This is a genomic window from Glutamicibacter sp. AGC46, from assembly GCF_053543715.1.
In genome coordinates this window covers 19,615-42,897 of the sequence record NZ_JBLVOJ010000002.1, presented here as the reverse complement: position 1 = coordinate 42,897, position 23,283 = coordinate 19,615, and the positions used below count along the sequence as shown (strand labels likewise).

15 protein-coding genes are annotated in these 23,283 nt (G+C 62.9%); 8 read left to right on the top strand and 7 right to left on the bottom strand.

Features of this window, described 5'->3' with window-relative positions:
- Positions 1 to 40: 40 nt before the first annotated feature.
- Complete coding sequence (locus tag ACNPM8_RS00540) at positions 41 to 3,559, bottom strand: proline dehydrogenase family protein (protein ID WP_359192599.1); 3,519 nt, start codon at positions 3,557 to 3,559, stop codon at positions 41 to 43.
- A 233-nt stretch (positions 3,560 to 3,792) separates the two neighbouring features.
- On the opposite strand from ACNPM8_RS00540, the gene ACNPM8_RS00535 reads away from it, so the two are divergent.
- From ACNPM8_RS00535 to ACNPM8_RS00515, 5 genes are all read left to right on the top strand, one after another.
- On the top strand, positions 3,793 to 4,755 hold the full coding sequence (locus ACNPM8_RS00535) for a LysR family transcriptional regulator (RefSeq protein WP_359192602.1): 963 nt from the start codon (positions 3,793 to 3,795) through the stop codon (positions 4,753 to 4,755).
- Between the two features lie 136 nt (positions 4,756 to 4,891).
- On the top strand, positions 4,892 to 6,397 hold the full coding sequence (gene putP / locus ACNPM8_RS00530) for a sodium/proline symporter PutP (RefSeq protein ID WP_448939025.1): 1,506 nt from the start codon (positions 4,892 to 4,894) through the stop codon (positions 6,395 to 6,397).
- A 174-nt stretch (positions 6,398 to 6,571) separates the two neighbouring features.
- Positions 6,572 to 7,975, top strand: coding sequence for an NAD-dependent epimerase/dehydratase family protein (locus ACNPM8_RS00525; protein ID WP_166650866.1), 1,404 nt, complete (start codon positions 6,572 to 6,574; stop codon positions 7,973 to 7,975).
- A 225-nt stretch (positions 7,976 to 8,200) separates the two neighbouring features.
- Complete coding sequence (locus ACNPM8_RS00520) at positions 8,201 to 9,826, top strand: biotin carboxylase (protein ID WP_105658878.1); 1,626 nt, start codon at positions 8,201 to 8,203, stop codon at positions 9,824 to 9,826.
- Positions 9,816 to 11,057 carry a serine hydrolase domain-containing protein gene (locus ACNPM8_RS00515; protein ID WP_359192609.1) on the top strand — a complete coding sequence of 414 codons (1,242 nt, stop codon included), beginning with the start codon at positions 9,816 to 9,818 and terminating at the stop codon, positions 11,055 to 11,057. The genes ACNPM8_RS00520 and ACNPM8_RS00515 overlap by 11 nt, the downstream gene beginning before the upstream one ends.
- A gap of 169 nt (positions 11,058 to 11,226) precedes the next feature.
- On the opposite strand, the gene ACNPM8_RS00510 is transcribed toward ACNPM8_RS00515, so the two are convergent.
- The 5 genes from ACNPM8_RS00510 to ACNPM8_RS00490 form a co-directional block, all read right to left on the bottom strand.
- Positions 11,227 to 13,962: an aminotransferase class I/II-fold pyridoxal phosphate-dependent enzyme gene (locus ACNPM8_RS00510; protein WP_359192612.1), complete on the bottom strand. Its 2,736-nt coding sequence runs from the start codon at positions 13,960 to 13,962 to the stop codon at positions 11,227 to 11,229.
- A gap of 260 nt (positions 13,963 to 14,222) precedes the next feature.
- Positions 14,223 to 15,185, bottom strand: coding sequence for an Lrp/AsnC family transcriptional regulator (locus ACNPM8_RS00505; protein WP_286134385.1), 963 nt, complete (start codon positions 15,183 to 15,185; stop codon positions 14,223 to 14,225).
- Positions 15,182 to 16,777 carry a carboxyl transferase domain-containing protein gene (locus ACNPM8_RS00500; protein ID WP_448939024.1) on the bottom strand — a complete coding sequence of 532 codons (1,596 nt, stop codon included), beginning with the start codon at positions 16,775 to 16,777 and terminating at the stop codon, positions 15,182 to 15,184. Before ACNPM8_RS00500 ends, ACNPM8_RS00505 begins: the two co-directional genes overlap by 4 nt.
- Positions 16,741 to 17,937 carry a CaiB/BaiF CoA transferase family protein gene (locus tag ACNPM8_RS00495; protein WP_359192619.1) on the bottom strand — a complete coding sequence of 399 codons (1,197 nt, stop codon included), beginning with the start codon at positions 17,935 to 17,937 and terminating at the stop codon, positions 16,741 to 16,743. The genes ACNPM8_RS00500 and ACNPM8_RS00495 overlap by 37 nt, the downstream gene beginning before the upstream one ends.
- 24 nt (positions 17,938 to 17,961) lie before the next feature.
- Positions 17,962 to 19,416: an amidase gene (locus ACNPM8_RS00490; protein ID WP_359192622.1), complete on the bottom strand. Its 1,455-nt coding sequence runs from the start codon at positions 19,414 to 19,416 to the stop codon at positions 17,962 to 17,964.
- Between the two features lie 223 nt (positions 19,417 to 19,639).
- Between ACNPM8_RS00490 and ACNPM8_RS00485 the strand changes: the two genes are divergently transcribed.
- The 3 genes from ACNPM8_RS00485 to ACNPM8_RS00475 all read left to right on the top strand — a co-directional run bounded on the left by ACNPM8_RS00485 (position 19,640) and on the right by ACNPM8_RS00475 (position 22,359).
- On the top strand, positions 19,640 to 20,380 hold the full coding sequence (locus ACNPM8_RS00485) for a DUF5058 family protein (RefSeq protein WP_105658905.1): 741 nt from the start codon (positions 19,640 to 19,642) through the stop codon (positions 20,378 to 20,380).
- Positions 20,381 to 20,402: 22 nt separating this feature from the next.
- On the top strand, positions 20,403 to 21,122 hold the full coding sequence (locus ACNPM8_RS00480) for a hypothetical protein (protein ID WP_105658885.1): 720 nt from the start codon (positions 20,403 to 20,405) through the stop codon (positions 21,120 to 21,122).
- A 70-nt stretch (positions 21,123 to 21,192) separates the two neighbouring features.
- On the top strand, positions 21,193 to 22,359 hold the full coding sequence (locus ACNPM8_RS00475) for an amidohydrolase (protein ID WP_105658906.1): 1,167 nt from the start codon (positions 21,193 to 21,195) through the stop codon (positions 22,357 to 22,359).
- 104 nt (positions 22,360 to 22,463) lie between these two features.
- Here ACNPM8_RS00475 and ACNPM8_RS00470 read toward each other — a convergent pair whose 3' ends face one another.
- Positions 22,464 to 23,279, bottom strand: a complete 816-nt coding sequence (locus ACNPM8_RS00470; RefSeq protein ID WP_332488029.1) for a Cof-type HAD-IIB family hydrolase — start codon at positions 23,277 to 23,279, stop codon at positions 22,464 to 22,466.
- Between the last annotated feature and the right edge of the window lie 4 nt (positions 23,280 to 23,283).

Below are 23,283 nucleotides of genomic sequence, written 5' to 3'. Positions count from 1 at the left end.
AAATAAATGGATGCGGGCCACTGCTTTATGCGCTTGCCTGCTAGATCAGCGAATCACTGAGGTGATTCGGGGTGCCGAAGCGGTGAGCGGTGATGGATACGGCCTGCTCATGCAGGAACGGAAGCATCTCCACCCGTCCGGCAGCGGTCACCGGCGATGCGTAGATGGCCACATCCGGCTTGCCGTTGGCTGCCTCGGCGACAGCCTTCATCGAGCCGCCGATCAGGCGGATGCGGGCAGCGGACTCCGGACCGGTCTTCGCAGCCAGCTTCGCAGCACGGGCGGCGAATGCCGCAGCGTCTTCGCGCACCACGGTGACCGAGTTCTCGGCCAACAGGTTGCGCACGCCCAAGGGCAGCTGCACGTCAGCGGAGAAGATCACGCGGGAACCTGCGGTGACACCGGCGGCAATGACGCGCAGCGCCTCGGCCAGTCCGTGGCCGCTGGTGGCTTCTTCGAAGCGCACGGTCACGTCAACCGCGCGGTAGCGGAAGATGTTGCGCTCGGCGACCAGCCCCGAGCGGTCCTTGGCCTGGTTGAACTCGTTGTTCCACCACAGCTTGTCGCTGGCCAGTGCCGAGCCCAGCCACTGCGCCTGCTCCGAATCCAGTTCTGCGGTGTTCAGCAGGCGCTGGTCGAATGCCGAGAGCGCTGCGCCCTGCGTGGCGGGGGCGTCCACCCAGGAGCCCATGCCGACCAGGTAGTTCGGGCCGCCGGCCTTGGTGCCTGCGCCGATGGCCGACTTCTTCCAGCCGCCAAACGGCTGGCGCTGCACGATGGCACCGGTGATGCCGCGGTTGGCGTAGATGTTGCCCGCCTGGATGTTCTCCAGCCAGTAGCCCATCTCCGCCGAATCCAGCGAATGCAGGCCCGAGGTCAGGCCGTAGTCCACCTCGTTGACGATCTCCACCGCTTCTTCCAGGGTCTTGGCGGTCATCACGCCGAGAATCGGGCCGAAGTATTCGGTCTTGTGGTACTCGCTGCCGCGGGCCACATCGTAGCGCACGCCCGGCGAGTAGAGCTTGCCCGAGTCATCGAGCTGCTTCGGCTCAATGGCCCAACGCTCGCCGGCGCCCAGGGTGGTCAGGCCCCGCTTGAGCTTTTCGCCCGGCTCGCCGATCAATGGACCCATCTGGGATTCGGGGTTCCACGGGTAGCCGACCTTCAGCGACTTCACCGCATCGATCAGCTGGTTGTTGAAACGGCGGGATTCAGCCACCGAGCCCACCAGCACCACCAGCGAGGCTGCCGAGCACTTCTGTCCGGCGTGGCCGAAGGCCGACTGCACGACGTCGCGCGCAGCCAGATCCAGGTCGGCGTTCGGGGTGACGATGATGGCATTCTTGCCGGAGGTCTCAGCCAGCAGCGGCAGGTCCTTGCGGAAGGAGCGGAACAGTTCCGCGGTCTCGTAGCCGCCGGTGAGGATCAGGCGGTCCACGCGCTCATCGGAGACCAGCTGCTGGCCCAGGGAGCGATCGCCCACGAAGACCAGCTGCAGCACGTCCTTGGGCACGCCGGCATCCCACAGGCACTGCACCATGACGGCGCCCACGCGGGCGGCCTGGCTGGCAGGCTTGATGATCACCGAGGAACCGGCGGCCAGCGCCGAGAGGGTGGAACCGGCCGGGATCGCCATCGGGAAGTTCCATGGCGGGGTGACCACGGTCAGCTTCGACGGGACGAACTTCGCGCCATCCACGGTATCCAGTTCACGGCCCAGTTCCGCGTAGTAGTGCGCGAAGTCGATGGCCTCGGAAATTTCCACATCGCCCTGGTCAATGGTCTTGCCGCATTCGGAGCCCAGGACCTCGAGCAAGGTGGCGCGGCGCTCCTCGAAGAGCAGGCCGGCACGGTGCAGGATCTGCGCGCGCTGCGCCGAGCCCAGCTGCTGCCAGCCGGCGGCGGCATCCACGCCCATGGCGATGGACTCGTCGAGTTCGCCGGCGCTGTTCAGGGTGTTGTTCTTGACCAGTTCCTTGCCCAGCGGCGATTCCTGCATCTTGGCCAGGATCTCGCGTCCCCAGGCACGGTTCTGGTTCAGGTCCGGGTCGGTATCGGGGGTGTTGAAGAATTCGGTGGAGCCGTCGGCGAAACCGGCCACGCGGGTGCTCAGCGACGGATCCTGGACCTGGCGGTTCTGCACGCGATGCGGGGCAGGGACCACATTGGACATGGCTTCCAGGGATGCGAGGAAGCGGTTCTTCTCGCGTTCGAACAAGGCCTCGTTCTTGGCCAGCTCGAAGACTGCGGACATGAAGTTTTCCTGGCTGGCGCCCTCTTCGAGGCGGCGGATCAGGTAGGCGATGGCCACGTCGAATTCCTGCGGGTGCACCACCGGGGTGTAGAGCAGCAGCGAGCCGACGTCCTTTCGCACCGCTTCGGCCTGGCCGGTGGCCATGCCCAGCAGCATTTCGAATTCGATGCCGTCGGTGGCGTTGCGCGACTTGGCCAGCAGCCAAGCCAGCGCGACATCAAAGAGGTTATGCCCGGCGATGCCGATGCGGATGTTCTTCACGTGTTCCGGACGCAGCGCGTATTCCAGCACGGACTTGTAGCTGGTGTCGGAGTCCTGCTTGGTGTGCCAGGTGGCCAGCGGCCAGCCGTGGATGTCAGCTTCCATGGTTTCCATTGGCAAGTTGGCGCCCTTGACCACGCGGACCTTGATCGGTGCGCCGCCTTCGGCCACGCGGGCCGCGGAGAATTCCTGGAGCTGGATCATCGCGCCCAGGGCATCTGGCAGGTAGGCCTGCAGCACGATGCCGGCGGGCAGGTCCTTGAATTCGGGCTTGGACAGGATCTTGGTGAAGACCGCGATGGTCAGCTCCAGGTCCTTGTACTCTTCCATGTCCAGGTTGATGAATTTCTTCTTCGGGCTGTTGGCAGCCAGCTCATACAGCGGCTGCAGCTTGTCCACGATGTGCTCCACGGCTTCATCGAACGCCCAGTGGTTATGCGGGGCGACGGTGGAGGAGACCTTGATCGACACGTAGTCCACGTCATCGCGTTCCAGCAGCTTGGTGGTGCCATCCAGGCGGCGGGCCGCTTCGCCTTCGCCGAGGATCGCTTCGCCGAGCAGGTTGACGTTCAGATCCACGCCCTCGCGCTTGATCTTGGAGATCGCGCCGCCCAGCTTGGCATCCGAGGCGTCAATGATCAGGTGGCCGACCATCTCGCGCAAGACCTTGCGGGCGATGGGGACAACTACCTGCGGCACGATTGGGGCCATGGCGCCGCCAACTGCGACGGCCTTGCGCATGTACCAGGGAAGGAAGCCTGGAACCATTGGGGCCAGCGCCTTGAGGTTGGCTGCCGCGACGTTCAGGTCTTCGGGGCGGATCACGCCATCGACGAAGCCTACGGTGAAGTCCAGGCCCTTGGGGTCCTTGAGCACTCCGGCCAGGCGGGCGGCGGCGGCATCTACGGGATATTCGGAAGCTTCGGTGAGCCAGCGGCGCACCAGCTTGATGACGTCGTCAGCGAGTTCGGCCGGCGAGGTGAGCGGGTTGCCGTCGGCATCTAGTGCGGCTGGCACTACGTGCTGGGTGGAGGTGAAAGACACTGGTGGTCCCTTCGATGCAATTCGTACTTGTGGTTCGGCACCGAACGCTGATGTCGTTATGGCTAATCCGGCGGCCTGCTGCTGCCAGTGGGCCGATAAGAAAAGCTGTGTGCAAGATCGAGTATGAACCTATATTGTCTTAAGCAAAAGTGAACAAAACCGAAGATGTTCGTTCGGTTTTGCCGAAGTGTCTGGACTCCGTGAGTCCCCATTAACTGAATGGCGGGAAATCCGTGCTTGAACTGAGAAGATTGCGCTTGCTTCGCGAATTGCATATCCGCGGAACCATTGCCGAGGTGGCCGATGCGCTGAGCTACTCCCCCTCCTCCGTGTCGCAGCAGCTGAGCCAGCTGGAAACCGAAACCGGAGTGGAGCTGCTGCGGCGCACCGGACGCACCCTCAAGCTCACCCCGCAGGCCCAGATCCTGGTGGCCCACACCGAAGAGCTGCTCGATTCCATGGAACGCGCCGAAGCGGATCTGTCCGCGGCCATGTCCACGGTGTCCGGAACCGTCCGGCTAGCGGTTTTCCAGACGGCCATGCTCCGGCTCATGCCGCCGGTACTGCGCGAACTGCGCACCAGGCACCCCAATCTGCGGGTGGAAATGAGCCAGCAGGAGCCAGCCGACGCGCTGAATGAAACCAGCAGCCGAAGTTTCGATTTGGTGGTCGCGGAGCAGTACTCGGGGCATTCCGCACCGCACTATGACAACCTCGATCGGCGTGTTCTGACTCACGATCCGATCCGACTGGCCTTGCCGGCACGGGGCGCGGCCGGAAACGCGGAATTCGACCGGGTGCACACCTTGGAGCATGCCAATTCCCTGCCCTGGGTGGTGGAGCCAGCGGGCGCCGCCAGCCGGCACTGGGCCCTGCAGGCTTGCCGGCTTGCGGGGTTCGAGCCGGACCTGCGCTACGAAACCGCTGATTTGCAGGCTCACGTGCAGTTAGTCGCTTCAGGCAACGCCGTGGCGATGCTCCCGGAGCTGGTTTTGCGCGACCAGCGCAGCAGCCTGCGCACGGTGGATCTGCCCGGCTCTCCGGAGCGCACCATCTTCACCGCCATGCGGCATTCCTCCACCCAGTCCCCGGCCATCCGCGCGGTGCGCAAATCGCTGCACGCGCAGCCCGGAATGAGTGATGCAAGCAACTCCGCGATTTTGGCTACCCCTGCAGACTTCGATACGGTCGAGTAGATAACAGAATGATCACAGACCTGATGGCACCCGGCGACAAACCGGAGAATTAGTGCCATAGTGGTGACTCGCACCACAGAAATCCGCGCCTATGGCGGCTGAGAAAAGCCCCAGGCACAAACGGTAATGAGGAAAAATGTCCGACCAGACTTTCCAGATGATTGCGATCGCAATTTACATGGCCGCCATGCTTGGCATCGGCTATATTGCATATCGCCGCACCAACAACATTGACGATTACATGCTGGCCGACCGCGGCCTGAAGCCGTGGGTCGCAGCCCTTTCCGCAGGCGCATCCGACATGTCCGGCTGGCTGCTCATGGGCCTGCCCGGCGCCATCTACCTCGGTGGCTTGCACGAAGCATGGATCGGCATCGGCCTGATCATCGGCGCATGGCTGAACTGGAAGTTCGTCGCCCCGCGGTTGCGTTCCTACACCGCGATCTCGCAGAACGCCATCACCATCCCGAGCTTCTTCGAAAAGCGCCTGAAGGACAACAGCCACCTGCTGCGCATCGGCGCATCGGTGATCATCCTGGTGTTCTTCACCTTCTACGTATCCTCGGGAATGGTGGCTGCAGGCAAGTTCTTCGAGGCTTCCTTCGGCTGGCAGTACCTTGCGGGCATGTTCTTCGTGGCCGGAATCACCTTGCTCTACACCCTGTTCGGCGGCTTCCTCGGAGCATCCTTGACCGATATGGTCCAGGGCGTGCTGATGTTCGCCGCGCTGATTGCCGTGCCAATTGTGGCAGTCATCCAGATCGGCAGCATCGGGGACATCACCTCGAAGGTCACCGAAGTCAATCCCGAAGCGTTCAACCTGTTTTCCTCCTTCAGCGACAACAGCGCGATCCTGGCCGCCGTGGCCATCTTCTCCACCGCAGCGTGGGGCCTGGGCTACTTCGGCCAGCCGCACATCATCGTGCGCTTCATGGCGCTGCGTACCCCGGGCGAAGCGAAGACCGCACGGCGCATCGGCATTGGCTGGATGTTCCTGACCACCCTGGGCGCCATCGCCACCGCGTTCATCGGCGTCGCGTACTTCGCCGATCAGCCGCTGGACAAGGCCAGCAGCGAAACTGTCTTCCTGCTGCTGAGCCAGATCTTCTTCCACCCGCTGATCGCCGGCCTGGTGCTCGCCGCTGTGCTGGCGGCCATCATGTCCACCATGTCCTCGCAGCTGATCGTCTGCTCCTCGGCATTGGTGGAGGACCTGTACAACATCACCGGCCGCAAGGCTTCGCCCAAGGCCCTGGTCATGCTGGGCCGCTCGGGCGTGCTGCTGGTGGCCGTCATCGCCGCCCTGCTGGCGCTGAACCCGAACTCCTCCATCCTTGAGCTGGTTTCCTTCGCGTGGGCGGGCTTCGGCGCCGCCTTCGGCCCGGTTGTCCTGCTGGCCCTGTACTGGCGCAAGCGGACCGCCGTGGGCGGTTTCGCCGGCATGGTCACCGGCGCCGTCGTGGTGTTCATCTGGGGCAACGTGGACGTGCTGGCCTCGGCCATGTACGAGATCGTCCCGGGCTTCCTCGCCGCACTGGTTGTCGCATGGCTGGTTTCCCGGGCAACCTACCGCCCGAACCCGACCATCGATGCCGAGTTCACCGAAATGGAACAGGAAGTCGGCGCGAAGGTTACCGCCTAGCCAACGCCCCGATGCAAAGCTCCCTTGGTCCGCATGGACCAAGGGAGCTTTTCCTGTTCTGGGACCCTGGTGTAACAGTTCAGGCAGGCTTCGATGTCTATCCTGCCGAAGTGCACCGGGCACAGTAGCCTAGAGCTATGCCCGATAAACCGAGCTGGAAGGAACTATTCCAAGATGAGCACCACGAGTAAATTCACGCACTGGCAGCGCACCGAGTCACAGTTCCTGGCCGCTGACCCGCAGGCCGTCTACTCGATCGTGGGCAACCTGTCGCAGACCGGCCAGTGGATGAAGAGCTTCGACGGCTTCGTCGTGCATGACGACCAGCGCGGCGTGGGCACCAAGGTGGACCTGCTGCCGCCGGGCAAATTCTTCGGCCCGCTGCACCGCAGCACCGCGCCTTCGGGTTCCATCACCCGGCGCAACCAGGACACCCTCATGGTGGAGTTCACCCAGCCGCAGCCGGCCGGTGAAATGGTCTTGCGCTGGCAGGTAGAGCCCCATGAGCACGGATCCGTGCTGCACTTCACCGCTGAGCTCAACGGCCCGGGCACCACCGCTTTCAAATTCACCGTGGCCAACGCCCTGTGCAAGGACTTCGCCATCGCGGCGGCCCGCCTGTACCGGATCATCGCCCCGGGTGCGCACCGCAAGCGCGATGCCCATGTGGTGATCTCCGGCGGTCGCGGATTCCTTGGCCGCAACCTCGTCGCCGATCTGGTCTGCCGCGGCATTTCCGTATCGGTGCTGACCCGCAACCCGGAAAATGATTTCCCTGCCGAGCAGTACAGCTGGGATGGCGTGCACCAGGGGCCCTGGGCCCGCGCGCTGTCCAGCAAGAATACGGTGCACCTGGTCAATCTGGCTGGCGAGCGCGTCGATAAGCGCAACACCCCGGAGAACATCGCAGCGCTCACCGACTCGCGCGTGGGCTCCACCAAGACCTTGGCCGAAGCCGCAGCCTCGGTGCCCCAGCTGGCCACCTGGATCCAGGCCAGCACCACCGCCATCTTCGGTGACGCCGGCGAGGAAGAGCTGACCGAGTCCAGCCCCGTGCCCAGCGACCAGCGCGCCCTGCCGGAAATGACCGGGGTCGCTTCGGCATGGGAGCAGGCCTTCGCCGAAGCTGCGGTCAACGCCGAGCAGCGCTATCTCTTGCGCACCTCGCTGGTGATGCACCCCGATGCTCCCCTGCTTGGCCCGCTGAACCTGCTGGTGAATACCGGCATGGGCGGTCCGCTGGGGGACGGCAAGCAGTGGTTCAGCTGGATTGGGCTGGAAGACTGGCTGCGCTTGATCCGTTGCCTGCTCGGCTTCGAAGAGCCCTCCATCCCTGCCGGCCTGGTTCATGCCGCCAGCCCGAAGCCGCTGCGCAATGCCGAGGTCATGGCCGCCTTGCGATCCATCGCGGGGTTGCCTGGCCTGCCCACCGGCTCGGTGCTGCCCAAGATCGGCGCCGCGGTCATGGGATCCAATGCCCGGGTCGCGTTGACCGGCCGCAAGGTCACCAGCGAAGTCTTGCAGCAGGCCGGATTCGAATTCCAGCAGCTGGATTTCGCATCGACGGTGTCTGGCTAGCAGCCGCCAGTTACCGCAATAAGGAGTAACCTTTACCTAGCTTTGAGCCCGAACCTGCCGTTGCATGCCACGTCACAGGCCGCATCGGCGGGGCGGGCTCAATGTTCACCACGCGTTAAGCAGAACGTGTGCCGGTGCTTACGATGAGCGCTGAGCATGAAACTGTCACGCATTGTGCCGTGCAACCGCCCTTCTTCGGACAGTTTCAAAGGACATCTCCACATCATGGCCAACATTCTTGAAGCCCACGCCCCGGCTTCTCGCCACCGCATGCCCAAACCCAGCGATCTGGACAAGCTGCGCCACAAGGCGCGCGTTGTTACCGATCAGCTCAGCGCAAACGTCGCCGTCGACGCGGCCTACAACGAGTCCGAACCCGCGAATCTCCCGGCCAAGGTCCTGCGCATGGACCGCAAGCTGAAGAACATGAGCGAAGTTCGCCATTTCTTCCGCACCAATACCACTCCGATCTTCTTCCTCGGCGCCACCCCGGTCAATCTGCTGGGCCTTGACCGATGGGTCCGCAAATTCAGCTACATCACCTACTACGACGGCTGGGACGGCCACCACCCGCGGGTCTTCACCCCCGCCGAGAAGCCCTATGTCGATTTCCAGAGCGCCGAAGAGATCAACAACTGGCTGCTGGAGAACTCCGAGGTCCGCGAATACATCGATTCCCAGTGCACCCCGGGCGGTCCCCGGCCGAAGATCGCGATGGTCTTCTTCGACGAGGAAACCGAATCAATCTGCGAGGAACTGGGCTACGACCTGATCCTGCCCTCGGCCGCCTTGCGCACCGAACTGGACTCGAAGATCGTTACCACCAAGCTGGGCAATGCCGCCGGCGCACCATCGGTGCCCAACGTGCTGGGCACCGCCGATAACTACGACGAGCTCATGGAACTGGCCGGGGAAGCCGGCCTGGGCAAGGACCTGGTGGTCCAGACCCCCTACGGGGATTCGGGCAAGACGACCTTCTTCATCGACTCGAAGGCGCAGTTCAAGGCGCATGCCAAGAACATCATCGGCGAACAGCTCAAGATCATGAAGCGCATCAACAACCAGCCGGTAGCCGTTGAGGCAGTGCTGACCGAATGCGGCACGGTGGTGGGGCCGATCCTGACCGAACTGGCCGGCTACAAGGAACTGACTCCGTACAAGGGCGGCTGGTGCGGCAATGAGATGCACCCGGATGTGGTCACCGACTCGCAGCGTTCGCGCGCCATCGATCTGGTCCGCAAGGTGGGCAACGGTCTGAAGGACACCGGCTACCGCGGCTTCTTCGAGGTGGACGTGCTGGTGGACACCGACACCGACGAGGTGTACCTGGGCGAACTGAACCCGCGCATCTCCGGGGCCAGCGCCATCACCAACGTCACCGCCGGAGCCTATGCCGACGTGCCGCTGTTCCTCTTCCACCTGCTTGAATTCCTTGATGTGGAATTCGAGCTGGACGTTGACGAGATCAATGCTCGCTGGGAAGAGATGAGCGGGGCTGATGTCTGGAGCCACATGATCATCAAGGAAACCGATGACATCCTGCAGTACATCACCCATGCCCCACGCACCGGAAACTATTACCTCGACTCGCGCGGCAAGCTGCAATTTTCCCGTTCCGCATTGGACTGGCACCAGCTGCAGACCCACAAGGAAGCATTCTTCCTGCGCATCTACGGCGTAGAGGATTACCGATGGAAGGGAGCCGATCTTGGGGTCCTGGTCACCAAGGCCAAGCTGCAGTACGAAGGCAAGAAGAAAACCAAGCTCAGCATCGATGCCAAGCACTTCATCTCCTGCATCCGATCCCAATACAAGGGAATTGACGTTCCGCCATCAGAGCATGGCAACTGAAGCGACTGATGCCGCCGGGCACATGGCGGCCAACTTGGCAGGTCCTCCCAGCAAGGCGCTGAACATCGCCACCTGGCAGTACCCGCAGAATATCAAGCGCTCATTCCAGAACATCGCCAGGATCCATCCCACCGTGAAGGTTTCGCGCGGCGATGGCCCGATCGTCAGGCTGCACCTGGCCGAGGAGAAGCTGGGCAAACTGGAAGTGGCCAAGGCGAGCATTACCGACCCGGCGCTGACCGTGCGCGGGGTAATGCACGCGACCAATACCGACGCCGTGCTGGTTATGCACAATGGACGGATCCTCTGGGAGAAGTACTACAACACCATGACGTCGCTGACCGATCATCTGCTGATGTCGGTCAGCAAGACCCTGGTGGGTTCCCTGGCCGGGGCGCTGGTGGACGCCGGAATGCTTGATACCGAGCAGGCGGTAGCCACCTACGTGCCGGCGTTGGAACGCAGCGGCTATGCCGGCGCCCGGGTGCGCGACCTGCTGGATATGCGCTCCGGGATCAAATTCTCCGAAGAGTATCTGGATCCCAATGCCGAGGTGCGCCAGCTGGAGGAGGCCATCGGCTGGGCCCCGTCGCGTGGCGGCATCGGGCCTATCGGGATGTACGAGTTCTTGCTGACCCTGCAGGCCAAGGGACCGCACGGCGGGGTCTTCGAATACCGTTCCTGCGAGACCGACGCCCTGGGCTGGGTGCTGGAAGCCGCCGGCGGCGCCCCGCTGCAGGAACTGCTTTCGGATTATGTCTGGTCCAAGCTCGGTGCCCAGCAGGATCTGGTGATGGGCGTTGACCAATTCGGCACCGGAATGTTCGACGGCGGATTCAACGCCTGCCTGCGCGATTTGGCGCGTTTCGGCCATCTCTATGTCAATGGCGGGCGTGCGCTGACCGGCAAGCAGGTTCTCTCCGAGGCATGGATCGCCGACACCTTCGCCACCGGTCCCGCACTGGTCCAGGCGTTCGCCCAGTCCCCGGGCGACAACATGATGCCCGGCGGGCACTACCGGAACCAGATCTGGTTCCCGAACCCTGCCACCGGGGCCGCGGTGGCCCTGGGCATCCATGGCCAGATGATCTATATGGATCCGGCGACCAAGCTGGTCGCGGTCAAGCTTTCCAGCTGGCCGCTGCCGCAGGATGCTTCCAAGCTGTTCCCGACCATTCGTGCGTTCGAGGCGATCTCGGCGCATCTGGCCGGACGGAAAATACAGCCTTAGGGCTGCTTACGATTCAGGCCCTGATTTGCGCATTCGGTGCGCGAATCAGGGCCTTTGCCGTGCTGGCAGCTATTCTTGCGTGCAGCGTTCTTCGCCGCGGAAGCCGGAACCCACCCGGGGATGCCGGGTGGGTCCGCAAGCTGCGTTCAAGGCAAGCCGCTCTTCGCGCTCAGGACTGCTGCTCCGCGACCTGTTCCAGGGCTTCGCAGGTGAACACCTGGTAGCCCAGGTCCTGGTGGTAGCCGTGGATCTCTCTGGTATCGAGCCGGTCCATGTAATCCAGAATGCACAGGGTAATGACCTGGCCGGGGACCAGCACCGGGAATCCCGGCGGGTACGGGGTGACGAATACCGCCGACACGACGCGTTCTCCGTTCACCAGCTGGGTGCGGATCTGCGCGGAGGACAGGAAATGCGTCGCCGGGTCCTGGTAGGTCAGGTAGTAGGCCGAGCGCATGTCCCCGCTTCCGCCGCCTCCTGCGAATTCAGGAGCGAAGGCGCTGAAATCCGGCAAGGGAATCTGTTCGGCCGCAGGCTTCTTGCCCAGTGCCAGCACTCTCCCATCCAGGCGGCGTTTGCGGTCCAGTTCCTCGGCGATCTTCACCAGCACCTCGATCAGGTGCGCCACGGCCGAACGGGTGGTGCCGATATTGGTCATCAGCAGCACCGAGGTGCGGCTGGTCTTGTTGACCTGGATCGAATGCCCATCCATCAGGTACTCGTGCTTGAAGGTGTCCCCGTCTACGCCGGTGCGGCTGATGTCCAGGGTCAGGCGCGAGGGGTCGACCACGAACTCGTCTTCCGCCCAGGCTTCGTCCCAGGCTGCCAGCCCGTCGCGCACCGGGTTCTGCGTGGTGGACTGGCGGTACTTCTGCGGGATCAGGTCCGTCGAATGCAGGATCTTGAAATACTTGCCCAGCAGCTCGTTGCGCGCCATGGCCCGCGAAATCGACTGCGCCAAATCGACCTGGCGCTGCACCAGCGCATAGCCTTCCAGCTCGGCCTGGCGCCGGCCGATATCCAGCGAGGCGAGGATCTGGTAGTTCGGCGAGGTGGAGGTGTGGGTCATGTAGGCCTCGCGGAAGGCGTTGAGGTTGCGCACCGCGAAGTCCTGGTCGTAGATGTGGATCATCGAGCCCTGGCGCAAGGAGGTCAGGGTCTTATGCGTGGACTGGGTGGAGTACACCCGCAAGCGGACCTGCTCCGGATCCGGAATCAACCGGGTCTCCAGCCAGGCCTGGTCATTCTCCGGGTGCTCCATGGTGCCCGGTGCTGGAAGGGCCGCACGCTGCGCGGCGTAGCGCTGGTGGTAATCCGCGGTTTCCAGCTGCTTTTCCAGCACGGCCGCCACGGTCATGGCGGTGCGCTGGCGGTACACCGGGTGGAATCCTGCGAAGGCGAACCAGGCCTCGTCCCAGAGGAACACCAGATCCGGCTTGATGGCCAGGCATTCTTCCATCACCCGGCGCGGGTCGTAGATGATCCCGTCGAAGGTGCAGTTGGTCAAGGTGAGCATCTTGACCTTGTGCAGCAGGCCCTCGCGGCGCAGCTGCAACAGCCGTCCCTTGATCTCCTCCAGCGGCACCGCCCCGTACATCGAATGCTCGTTGAGCGGGTAGGCCTCCAGATAGCTCACGTTCGCCCCGGCGAGCACCAGCGAGTAGTGGTGGGACTTGTGGCAATTGCGGTCCACCAGCACGATGTCCCCCGGCGCGAGAATCGACTGGTGCACGATCTTGTTGGCGGTCGAAGTGCCATTGGTGACGAAGTAGGTGCGGTGGCTGCCAAAAGCCCGGGCCGCCAGCTCGTGGGCCTTCTTGATGGAGCTTTGCGGGTCCAAGAGGGAATCGAGCCCGCCGGAGGTGGCCGAGGTTTCGGCCAGCAGCAGGTTCTTGCCATAGAAGTCCACCAGGTCCCTGGCCCAGGGAGAGTTCTGCACCGAACCTGCGCGGGAAATCGGCATGGCGTGGAAGACCCCGCCAGGCCGCTTGGCGTACTTCTGCAGGGCGTTGAAGAACGGGGTCTGGTAGCGTTCGAGCACTTCCGAGACAATCGACAGGTGCAGGTCCATCCGGTCATTGCGCGAGAAGATCCGGCGGAAACGCCCGGTGATCTCGTGGGCAATGGATTCCAGGGCGACCCCGGCGATCAGGTACACCGGGACTTCGGGGCGCAGTTCATCGAGGATATTTTCCAGGTCCAGCAGGCCCTGGATCTGCCTGGTGGATTGGAAGTAGCCTTCCATCCGCCGGGCTATGAAATTCTTGAGCGTCGAGGAGAGCCGGCGACGCGTGCGCACATCAAAGCGGGCGGTCAGCACGACGGACTGGATGCCAGGATTGATCAGGATCGCGGCCAGGGCGTCTTCCACGCTGGGCACCACCACGAAGTTGTAGTGGAACGGATCGGTGCGCTGGCGCTGTTCGGCGATTTCTTCCTTGAAAAGCTCGATCTCCTCCGCCGGGCCATTATCCACCAACAGGATTTCCACCATCGGGGCCTGCACCCTGGCGTTGCCAGGTGCACCGTTGCCCAGCTGGGATGGATCCTGTTCCGCCTCGTCATGGCCTTCAAGGTCAATGTACTGGGTCAGCGTCCTGAAGGTCTGGTTCGCCTGGTAGACCAGCTTCATCGCATCTTCGTACTGCCCGCCGGACATGAGCCGGGAAACCTCGTTGAAGTATTCGATGCCGGGATTCGCCCAGTACGGTTCTATGGCTGCCAGCAGCCCCAGCAACCGGCCGGCTTCCAGCTCATGCTCCGTGCGGCGGTCTTCCTCCTGGTATTCAGAAGAGATCTCGCTGAGCACATAGCCCAAGTGCTCCCACGCGTCCTTGCGTTTGCGCCACGCGCTTTCAGGCGTAGCCGTTCCCTGGTTCGTCCCGTAGGTCAACCTCTTGCTCACGGTTGCCGGTATTCCTTTCACCCCTGCAGCGTTAACTGGTTGTTAACAGCGCGAGCGAAGCCATGCCGCTCGGTATCGTGAGACTATGCCACTTCCGAAGCGGTTCCGAACCCTTGAGGCGATATTACGCATTATTATCGCCTTACGGCGAAGTGTTCACCTGCCGTTCACCTTCCTGGGCCCAGCGGCGAACAGCGGCCAAAGACGAGTTGGACTCCAGTTGAATTCTGGTGCTGCACGACGCGGTTTCCTGGTCTGGTTCAGCTACTGATCAGCCGCCCACCGCGTTTGCGGGCGCTAACCACCAGAGAGGCCTTAACTTGCAGCATCGAGTTCCCCCAGGCGCTGTGGGAAATGAAGTCATAGAGCTCGGCCTGGTTGGCCACCGTCACGTCGACCACCAACTGGCAATCCCCGGCCACGGCCGCTGCATAGCGAACTTCCGGTCGGGTGGCGAGTCGCTGGCCCAATTTTTCGACTTGGGATGGCGTCGTCGAAACCCAGAGCAATGCCTCGACCGGCAACCCCACGGCCAGGGGCTCAACCAGGGCGCGAATGGCGATCTGCCCGGTGGATAGGAGCCAATCGATCCGCCGCGCAACAGAGGTCTCGCTCATCGCCACCCGGCGGGCAATCGACTCGAAGCTGGCTCTGCCGTCATCGTGCAAAGCATCGATGATCTGCTCGTCCTTGGAGTTGAGGTTCGGCTGGATGCGCCAGCTCGTGACATCCGGGTCCTTTTGCAAGGCAAGCTCTTCTGCGGGCTTCAAGGATCCCAGGCGCCACCCGCGGATCGTCTTGAAGTACTTCAACACCGGATACACGACAATCGACGAGACCCCCGGCGTAGCAGGCAGTTCCAGCGAGAGCACTTCGGTCACATCTCCGTTGTAGTGCATTTCCACGACGAGATCCTCCCGGCCAGTGACCTGGTAGGAAAAGCTGGTATCCGGCCGGGAAGACAAGGATTCACTGGCAATCCGCCCGGTGCCCGGGGCGCAAGTGCACGCGATCAGCAGCGAATGCTCGCGGTGGCGGATCGCCGCAACCGTAACCAGCCCATTCTCCAGCAGCCACGCGCCATGGCGGGCGACCGAGCGTTCAGGCAGGTCAAGCACGGCAGCTATCTTCCGCCAGGTGGCTCGCCCGTCCACTTGGAGGGCGGCAATGATGCGGCGTTGCACCGTGCTCAGCTCGATCATCCGTTCCTCTGTTCTAGTCATCCAGCGGCGTCCCGCACCTCCTGGTTGGCCGTTTTCGGCCGGCCAATCGATGCATACTTCAGCGCGCGCCGGCCAGGCAGCTGCGCGGCATCTGTCGCCGCAAGCTGCGCAAGCGCCGTGGACACTGCCGCTCCGACTTCCAGCGAGAAGCGCTTCGGAGCGGTGGTCACATCATACTCCTCGGGGACGATCACCTGTACTATCCCCGCACGTCGCAGCGAGTATGCATCGGTTTTCTGGGCATAAGCCAACGGTGCGGCGTGCTCCGTGTCCCGGTACATGATCGCGCTGGCTCCCTCCGGCGGCAACGGGGAGAGCCAGGAGTTTGCTGCGGCTATGGAGATATCAGCCGGCAGCAAGGCAAGTGCGCCGCCTCCGGTGCCCTGGCCCAGCAGCAGCGAAACGCTCGGAACGCCAATGCCCACCAAGGTGCTCAGCGAGCGGGCAATCTGCCCGGCCATGCCGCCTTCCTCGGCCTCACGGCTCAGCGCCGCTCCTTCGGTGTCGATCACGGTGAGCATCGCTATGCCCAGATTCTGTGCCAGCAGCGCCCCCCTCCGGGCTTCGCGCAGGAAGGCAGGCCCCAGCGGATCGAGGTTTTCGGAGTGGTCTATCCGCGACCGGTCCTGGCCGATGACCACCGCCGGCTGGCCCCCGATGCGCGCGAGCGCCAGGTACATCCGCGGATCGCTTTCCCCTTCGGTGCTCCCGGAAAGCTGCAACGCATCGCTGGCGGCGTACTTGATGACGTGGCGCACCGAGGGGCGTCGGGATTTGCGCGTGGCGAGTATGGCATCCCACACCTGGGATTCGGTAAGTCTCCGGTCATCTGCCAAGGGGTAGCCGGCAATCGAGTCGATCGGATCTCCCGGGGCGATGATTGCCAGCACCCGGTTGACCAGCCCGCCCAGCTCATGGACCGGGACCACGGCGTCGATCAGCCCGTGCTTCTGGAGATTCTCGGAGACTTGCACTCCCTGCGGGAAGGGTTTGCCGTAGATGGTCTCGTACACGCGCGGACCAAGGAATCCCAGCAGGGCACCGGGCTGGGCGATGGTGATGTGCCCGGTGGATCCCCACGACGCCATAACCCCTCCGGTGGTGGGATGCCGCAGGTACACCAGGTATGGCAACCCGGCAGCAGAATGCGCCCTAACCGCGGCCGTGATGTGCACCATCGACACGAACGCAGGGGTTCCCTCCTGCATCCGGGTTCCGCCCGAGGCCGGGGAAGCCAGTACCGGCAGTCCTAATGCGGCGGCTTTTTCGAATGCCGAAGCAATCCTGCGGGAGGTGCCCTGGCCTATTGATCCGGCCAGGAATCCGAATTCGGAGAGGACGACGGCCACTTTGCGGCCTTTGATTGTGCCGGAGCCGGTTAGCACAGCTTCGTCGGCCCCCGAACGACGCGCCGCTTCTTCCAGCTGGGTCCGGTAGGCGTCATCGGCAAATGAATAATCCGCCGGCTCATCCCAGCTCTCGTAGCTGCCCGCATCGAGCACCTGGTCGATCATGTGCTGTGCACTGATGTGCTCGATTTTCTCCTGCACCATACTCAACGCACCGCCTGCTGCGCGCGGGTCTTGAGCCATTCCCGGATCCGCTGCTCGTCTTGGTTAAGCAGTGGCGGAGCGGAGTGCCCGGTCCGGGTGACTTCCTTGCCGCCCTCGAAGAACCGCAGCGGCGCGCCTGGGAGGGTCAGCTCCCCTAGCAACGGGTGCTGGACATTCAATGCCAGGCCTTGCGAGCGCACCTGGTCCCATTCGTACACCTCATCCAGGGTTCTGACGATGCCGGCAGGGACGCCGGCTTCACCGAGCATTTCCAGCAGCTGGCTGGTACCGTGGCGCTTGAACTTTTCTTCGATGGCTTCGATGAGCTCGTCACGCCGTTCGACGCGATGCTCATTGGTTTCGAACCCCTCGGTTGGCAGCTGGAATGCCGCCACCAGTGAATCCCAGAGCTTCGGGCTGCCCACGCTAATTTGCACAAAGCCATCGGCGCTGCGGAACAGTCCATAGGGCGCGATGGATGGATGGTGGTTGCCCTGGGCGCGCGGAACCTGTCCTGCAACCGTGCTGCGGGTGCCCTGAAAGGCATGCACTCCGATGATCGATGCGAGCAGCGAGGTGCGCACATGCTGGCCTCTGCCCGTGCGCTCGCGTTCCAGCAGGGCCGCCAGCACGCCGTAGGATCCGTACATCCCGGCCAGCAGGTCTCCGATGGGAACGCCGACTTTCTGCGGGTCCTCCGGTCCGGAACCGGTCAGCGACATCAGCCCGGCCTCGCCCTGCAGAATCTGGTCGTATCCGCTGCGCCAGGCTTCAGGGCCGTCATGGCCGAAGCCGGAAATCGAGAGGGTTACGAGCTTTCCGTTAATCATCTGCAGGGCTGCATCGTCGAAGCCGAGCCGGTCCAACACTCCGGGGCGGAAATTCTCTACCAGGACATCGGCCTGCGTCAGCAGGCTGCGCAGGGTCTGGATTCCGTCGGGGCTCTTCAGATCCAGGGCAATGGATTCCTTGTTGCGGTTGCACGAGAGGAAATAGGTCGATTGGCGGTCCTCCTCCGGCCCGACGAAGGGCGGACCCCAGCCTCGGGTGTCATCGCCGCCCTGGATATTTTCCACCTTGATTACTCGGGCTCCCAGATCGCCAAGCATCATCGTGGCATGCGGTCCAGCCAAGGCCCGCGACAAGTCGATGACGGTGTACCCGGACAGCGGTCCGGTGCTGTGCTGTTCCTTGTTCATATTTGCCTCTCTAGAATTCCGGTATCAGGCGCTGGCGGTCTTGACTGCATTGACGGCCACCGACTGCGGATCAGTGGCCAGAACCGGCATCACGTCCGCGAAGCGGTTCTGCTCCTCGTAGCCGGCAGCCCAATTGAGCAGCTGGGCGTCCTTGTAGTGATTCGCCGCCAGCTGCCATCCCACCGGAAGCCCGGACTCGGTGAAGCCTCCTGGCATGGCGATGACCGGCAGGCTCGTGGCCGAGAGCAGGCAGGCAGATCGCATCCAGTCCAGATAGGTCTCGGCGCGGGTTCCAGCGATTTGCTCAGGCCAGCGCTGCGCTGCGTCGAAGGGCAAGACCTGGGTTGCCGGGGAGAGGAACAGATCGTAGCGCGAGAAGTAGCGCTGAACTGCTCGTTCCAGCCGGGTTCGGGCCGCCATCGTCGAAATCATGGCTTCTCCGTCGAGGTCCGTCCCCTTCTTGACATTCCAGAGGACCTCGGGCTTGATCAGCGAGCCGTGGCTCCGCACTAGTCCGCCAAGATTAGTGGCGAAATCGAAGGCCCTGGTGTTGCCGAAGACTTCGTCGGCATCGGTAAAGTCAATGCACGCCTCTTCGACAATTGCGCCAGCGGCCTCGAAAACCGAGAGTTGGCGATGCAATACCTCTACGACCTCGCGCTCGATCGGAACACCGATCCCGAAATCGAAGCTATAGCCGATGCGGACTCCGCGCAATTCTGGTTCGGGAGTGCCGAAATCGCTGGCTGAGAGCTTGTTCGGGGTCGGAAGCCTGTCGTCACCTGCGCTGGCTCGCATGAACAGCGCGATATCCTCCACCGTGCGTGCGATCGGTCCCGAACGGGCCAGCCAGGAGTAGGCATTGGATTCCGCCTCCAGCGGGATGACCCCGTAGGAGGGCCGGAAACCAATGACATTGCAGAAACTGGCCGGAATGCGCAGCGAACCGCCCATGTCTGAGCCGTCACCGAGCGGCTGGATCCTAGCGGCGACCGCGGCGGCTACGCCGCCTGAGGAGCCTCCGGCCGATCGATCCACCGCATAGGGATTCGTCGTGGTGCCGAACAATTCATTGAAGGTATGCGATCCGGCTCCGAATTCCGGGACATTGGTCTTCCCCGTCCTGATCGCGCCTGCTGCTGCCAGTCGGGCGATCTGCAAGTCGTCCTGCTCTGGGACGTTGTCCTTTAATGCCAGCGACCCCTGGGTGGACAGCAAGCCGGCGGTGTTGAACGTGTCCTTGTGCGTCATCGGCAGACCGTGGAGCACTCCAGTCGGCTCGTTTCCCGCCGTGGCTTCATCGGCCTTAGCAGCGAGGATTCGCGCGCGTTCGAAATCCTTGATGACCACGGCGTTGATTTGGGCGTTAACTTCATCGATTGCCTGGATATGGCTCTCCAAGGCCTCACGCGCCGACAACTCGCGCTTGCGGATCTTTGCCGTGAGCTCCGTGGCGCTCAATTGCTGGATCTCGTTCATGGCCGTGCCTTTCTAAAGGATGACTGCATTGCGATGTGTGTCACAATCTTCCGCCTACGTTGACCGCAAATGGAATACTCCTCAAGAAAACTCGCCATTTTGGGGGATCTCGCCATAAATATGGCTAATTCCGACATTCCTTGCCGAAGGCCTCCAATAGGAGGAACCTTGAATTCAATGAGACCGGCATCACATCATGCTGGTGAATATCGAAGGAGTTCCGATGCATTTCCCCCTTGCAGCCGGCGATCCAGTTTCAACTGACATCTGGGCCGTCGCCAACAGCCCGTTCCTGTGGTTCTGCGCTCTGGGCGTCTTCGCCGTGATCTTCGTCCAGACCATTCTCTATGTCCGTGCTGCCAAGGCCGCAGCACCCCATGTCGATATGCCCGTCCGCGAAGTCAAGGAAGCCTTCCGTGCCGGTGCCGTCGCCTCGATCGGGCCATCCCTCTCGGTGGTGCTGGTCGCCATCGCATTACTGGCTCTGTTCGGAACGCCAGCCGTTCTTGTCCGCATCGGGCTGATCGGCTCGGCCTCCACGGAAACGGCCAGCGCCAACTTGGCAGCCCAATCCATGGGCTCGATGCTCGGCGGGGATACCTACACCCAACAAGTTTTCGCCGTGGCCTTCATGGCCATGAGCCTATCGGGAGGCATGTGGATGCTCTGCACCTTGCTGCTGACCCCGGTCCTGAAACGCGGCGGCAAGTCCTTGGCCAAGCGCAACCCAGCGGCCATGGCCCTGATCCCCACCGCAGCCCTGCTCGGAGCGTTCAGCATGCTGACCATCGCCGAAATTCCCAAGTCCAGCATCCACATGACGCTGGTGCTGATCTCGGCAGCCTCCATGGCTTTGTTCCTCTTCTTGGCCAAAGTGCTCCAAGCCAAATGGCTCAAGGAATGGGCCTTGGGATTCGCGATCCTAATCTCGATCACCGCCGGCTACCTGATGCACACCGCATAGCGAATTAGAAAGGACAGAACCCATGAGCTCACCAGCAATGACCACTGCGGACGCCTCGATGGCCCGCTTCGAGCAGCAGACCACACGCTACGGTTCACTGACCATGACAGCCGGCTTGATCCTCTCGCTGCTCGGCCCGATCTACCTCGTATTCTTCACGGACCTCGACATCAGCCCTTCGATGATCTGGGTCGCCTTCGCCGCCGTTGCGGCCACCTTCGGAATTTTCTGGTTTGTCGAACCACTGACTTATTTCCCGATCCTGGGTTCGGCAGCTATGTACCAGGCCTTCATGATCGGCAATATCTCCAACAAGCTGCTGCCTGCCGCCATCGTGGCCCAGTCCGCGATCAACGCCAAGCCCGGCACCAGGCGCGGCGATCTGGCCTCGGTGATGGCCATCGGCGGCGCGGCCACCGTCCACCTGACCAGCCTGCTGGTCTTCGTGGGGATCTTCGGGTCCTGGCTGGTCTCGATCATTCCAAACGACATGATCGAGGTAGCCCGAATCTACATCTTGCCCTCCCTGATGGGAGCGGTACTTGTCCAGGCCATCGTCGCCATGAAGCAGGTTCGCCCGACCATAGTCGCCATCGTGCTGTCGCTGACCATGTATTTCGTGGTCATCCCGCTGGTTCCATCCTTGGCCCTGTTCGGCACAGCCCTGGTTGTGCTCTTCTCCATCATCGTTTCGTGGATCGTGCGCGATCGCAAAGCAGTCCACACGCCCGTTGCTGACTAAAGGAGTCACTTTGAATACCCAACCCGCTGGCGCATTGCAAACCGTCCTGACTGGCGAGCAAGCCGAGCTTATGCACGAAATGTATCGCCACCTGCATGCCAATCCCGAACTGTCAATGCAGGAACGCGCGACCGCCGCTTATATCGGCAAGCAACTCGACACCATGGGAATCGAGAACTTCGTCTGCGGCGGTACCGGCGTCGTCGGCATCCAACGCAATGGCGAGGGGCCTGTGGTAGGCTTCCGCGCCGATACCGATGGCCTGCCCATCGCGGAAGATACCGGAGCCAGTTATGCTTCGGAAGCTCGCGGCCAGCTGGCCGATGGCACTGACGTCCCGGTCATGCACGGATGCGGTCACGACACCCATGTCACCGCGGCGCTGACCGCCGCTGCCCGGCTCGCCGAGCAGACGGGGGCGTGGAACGGAACCATCGTGTGGATTTTCCAGCCCGGCGAGGAAACCAGCGCTGGTGCCAGGGCCATGCTCGAAGACGGATTGTGGGACAAGGCCCCGGTACCCTCGGTCATCCTCGGCCAGCATGTCTTTCCTTTCGCCGCGGGCTCGGTGGGCCTGACCAGCGGCCCCGCCATGGCAATGGCTGATTCGCTGAAGGTGACGCTGCACGGCAAGCAGTCCCACGGCTCACAGCCGCAAGACTCCATCGACCCGATCGTCCAGGGCGCGCACACGATCACGCGCCTGCAGAGCCTGGTTTCGCGGGAATTGCACCCTCAGACTCCTGCGGTGCTCACCTGCGGCTCGTTCCACGCCGGGTTGAAGGAGAACATCATCCCGGATCGCGCCGAATTCACCTTGAACATCAGGACCTTCGATGAGCAGACCCGCACCCAAATCCTGGATGGGGTCTCACGCATAGTGAGCGCCGAAGCCGCCGCGTCGAATGCTCCGGCACCTGAGATCGAAACGCTGAATTCCTTCCCCAAGCTGCACAATGATCCGGGCCACACCGAGCAGGTCAAGGAGGCTTTGAGCCGGGAACTCGGGGAAGGCAAAGTTGTCGACCTGCCCGCTGCCATGGGATCCGAGGATTTCGGGGCTCTGGGAGATGAGATTTCGGTGCCGTACGTCTACTGGTTCTTCGGCGGGTTCCTGCCCCGTGACGAGGCGCCACCGGTGAACCACTCGCCGTATTTCCTGCCTGATTACGAGCTTTCCCTGGCAACAGGGGTTCGCGCCGCGCTGGCGGGCCTGGGGCATTACCTGGCCAGGTAGCGGACTCCGGTTCCCAAGTCGATCGCGCCGCCGGCGGCATGCCAAGGCCCGGGTGGAGGAACACTCCTTCCGCCCGGGCCTTCGGAATGTTCTTGCCGGTTTGGCTAGAGCCGGGTACGCCCATCGAGGTAGGCGCCGAGCACCTGCAGCACACCGTGCTCGAGGTTGGAAGGCGCGGTGAAGTTCGCGGCTTCTGCCACCACCGGATGCGCATTGGCCATGGCGAAGGAGTAGGTGGCGGCCTTGATCATTTCCAGGTCATTGGGGTAGTCGCCGAAAACTGCCGTTTCATCCGCGCTGATTCCCAGCTTGTCCTGCAAGGCTGCCAGGGCCAGTCCCTTGTGCACGCCGTGGTTCATGGCATCCACCCAGTGGCTGCCGGAGATCACCACCTGCAGCGGCACGTGCAGCGCTGCCGCCATTTCCTGCACGGCGCCGGTCCCGACGTTGACGGCCATCTTGATGATCTCGTCCTCGACCTGGGCCAGGTCTTCAACCACCTGCACGGCGCGGTAGTACGGGGCCACGGCGTTGGCAAACCGTTCATCGGCGCGCTCCACATAGGCGGTGCGGCGTCCGCACAGCACCAATCCGGCATCCAGTGCGGCTTGCCCGCGCACGGCCTGGATGACGGCGGCTACCGATGGCGGGTCGATGATGTTGGAGTAGATCTCGTTCTCGCCGTGCATCACGACGGTCCCGTTCTCGGCAATGATCGCGATCTCCCCCAAGGTGGCGAACTGCTCGCGCAGGGTCGCGAACTGGCGCCCGGAAGCTGGCACGAACTTGATGCCGCGGGCCTGGAGCTTGTCGATCACAGCCCACGATGCCTCGGGGATCTTGCCTTCGCCGTCCAGGAAAGTGCCGTCCATGTCAACGGCGACGAGCTTGATCTGGGCCTTCGGGTCAATCGTATGCATAGGT

Coding starts and splice junctions, on each gene's coding strand:
- putP (WP_448939025.1), top strand. CDS start 4,892: ATGTCCGACCAGACTTTCCAGATGATTGCGATCGCAATTTACATGGCC.
- ACNPM8_RS00525 (WP_166650866.1), top strand. CDS start 6,572: ATGAGCACCACGAGTAAATTCACGCACTGGCAGCGCACCGAGTCACAG.
- ACNPM8_RS00520 (WP_105658878.1), top strand. CDS start 8,201: ATGGCCAACATTCTTGAAGCCCACGCCCCGGCTTCTCGCCACCGCATG.
- ACNPM8_RS00515 (WP_359192609.1), top strand. CDS start 9,816: ATGGCAACTGAAGCGACTGATGCCGCCGGGCACATGGCGGCCAACTTG.
- ACNPM8_RS00505 (WP_286134385.1), bottom strand. CDS start 15,185: ATGACTAGAACAGAGGAACGGATGATCGAGCTGAGCACGGTGCAACGC.
- ACNPM8_RS00500 (WP_448939024.1), bottom strand. CDS start 16,777: ATGGCTCAAGACCCGCGCGCAGCAGGCGGTGCGTTGAGTATGGTGCAG.
- ACNPM8_RS00495 (WP_359192619.1), bottom strand. CDS start 17,937: ATGAACAAGGAACAGCACAGCACCGGACCGCTGTCCGGGTACACCGTC.
- ACNPM8_RS00490 (WP_359192622.1), bottom strand. CDS start 19,416: ATGAACGAGATCCAGCAATTGAGCGCCACGGAGCTCACGGCAAAGATC.
- ACNPM8_RS00485 (WP_105658905.1), top strand. CDS start 19,640: ATGCATTTCCCCCTTGCAGCCGGCGATCCAGTTTCAACTGACATCTGG.
- ACNPM8_RS00480 (WP_105658885.1), top strand. CDS start 20,403: ATGAGCTCACCAGCAATGACCACTGCGGACGCCTCGATGGCCCGCTTC.
- ACNPM8_RS00475 (WP_105658906.1), top strand. CDS start 21,193: ATGCACGAAATGTATCGCCACCTGCATGCCAATCCCGAACTGTCAATG.
- ACNPM8_RS00470 (WP_332488029.1), bottom strand. CDS start 23,279: ATGCATACGATTGACCCGAAGGCCCAGATCAAGCTCGTCGCCGTTGAC.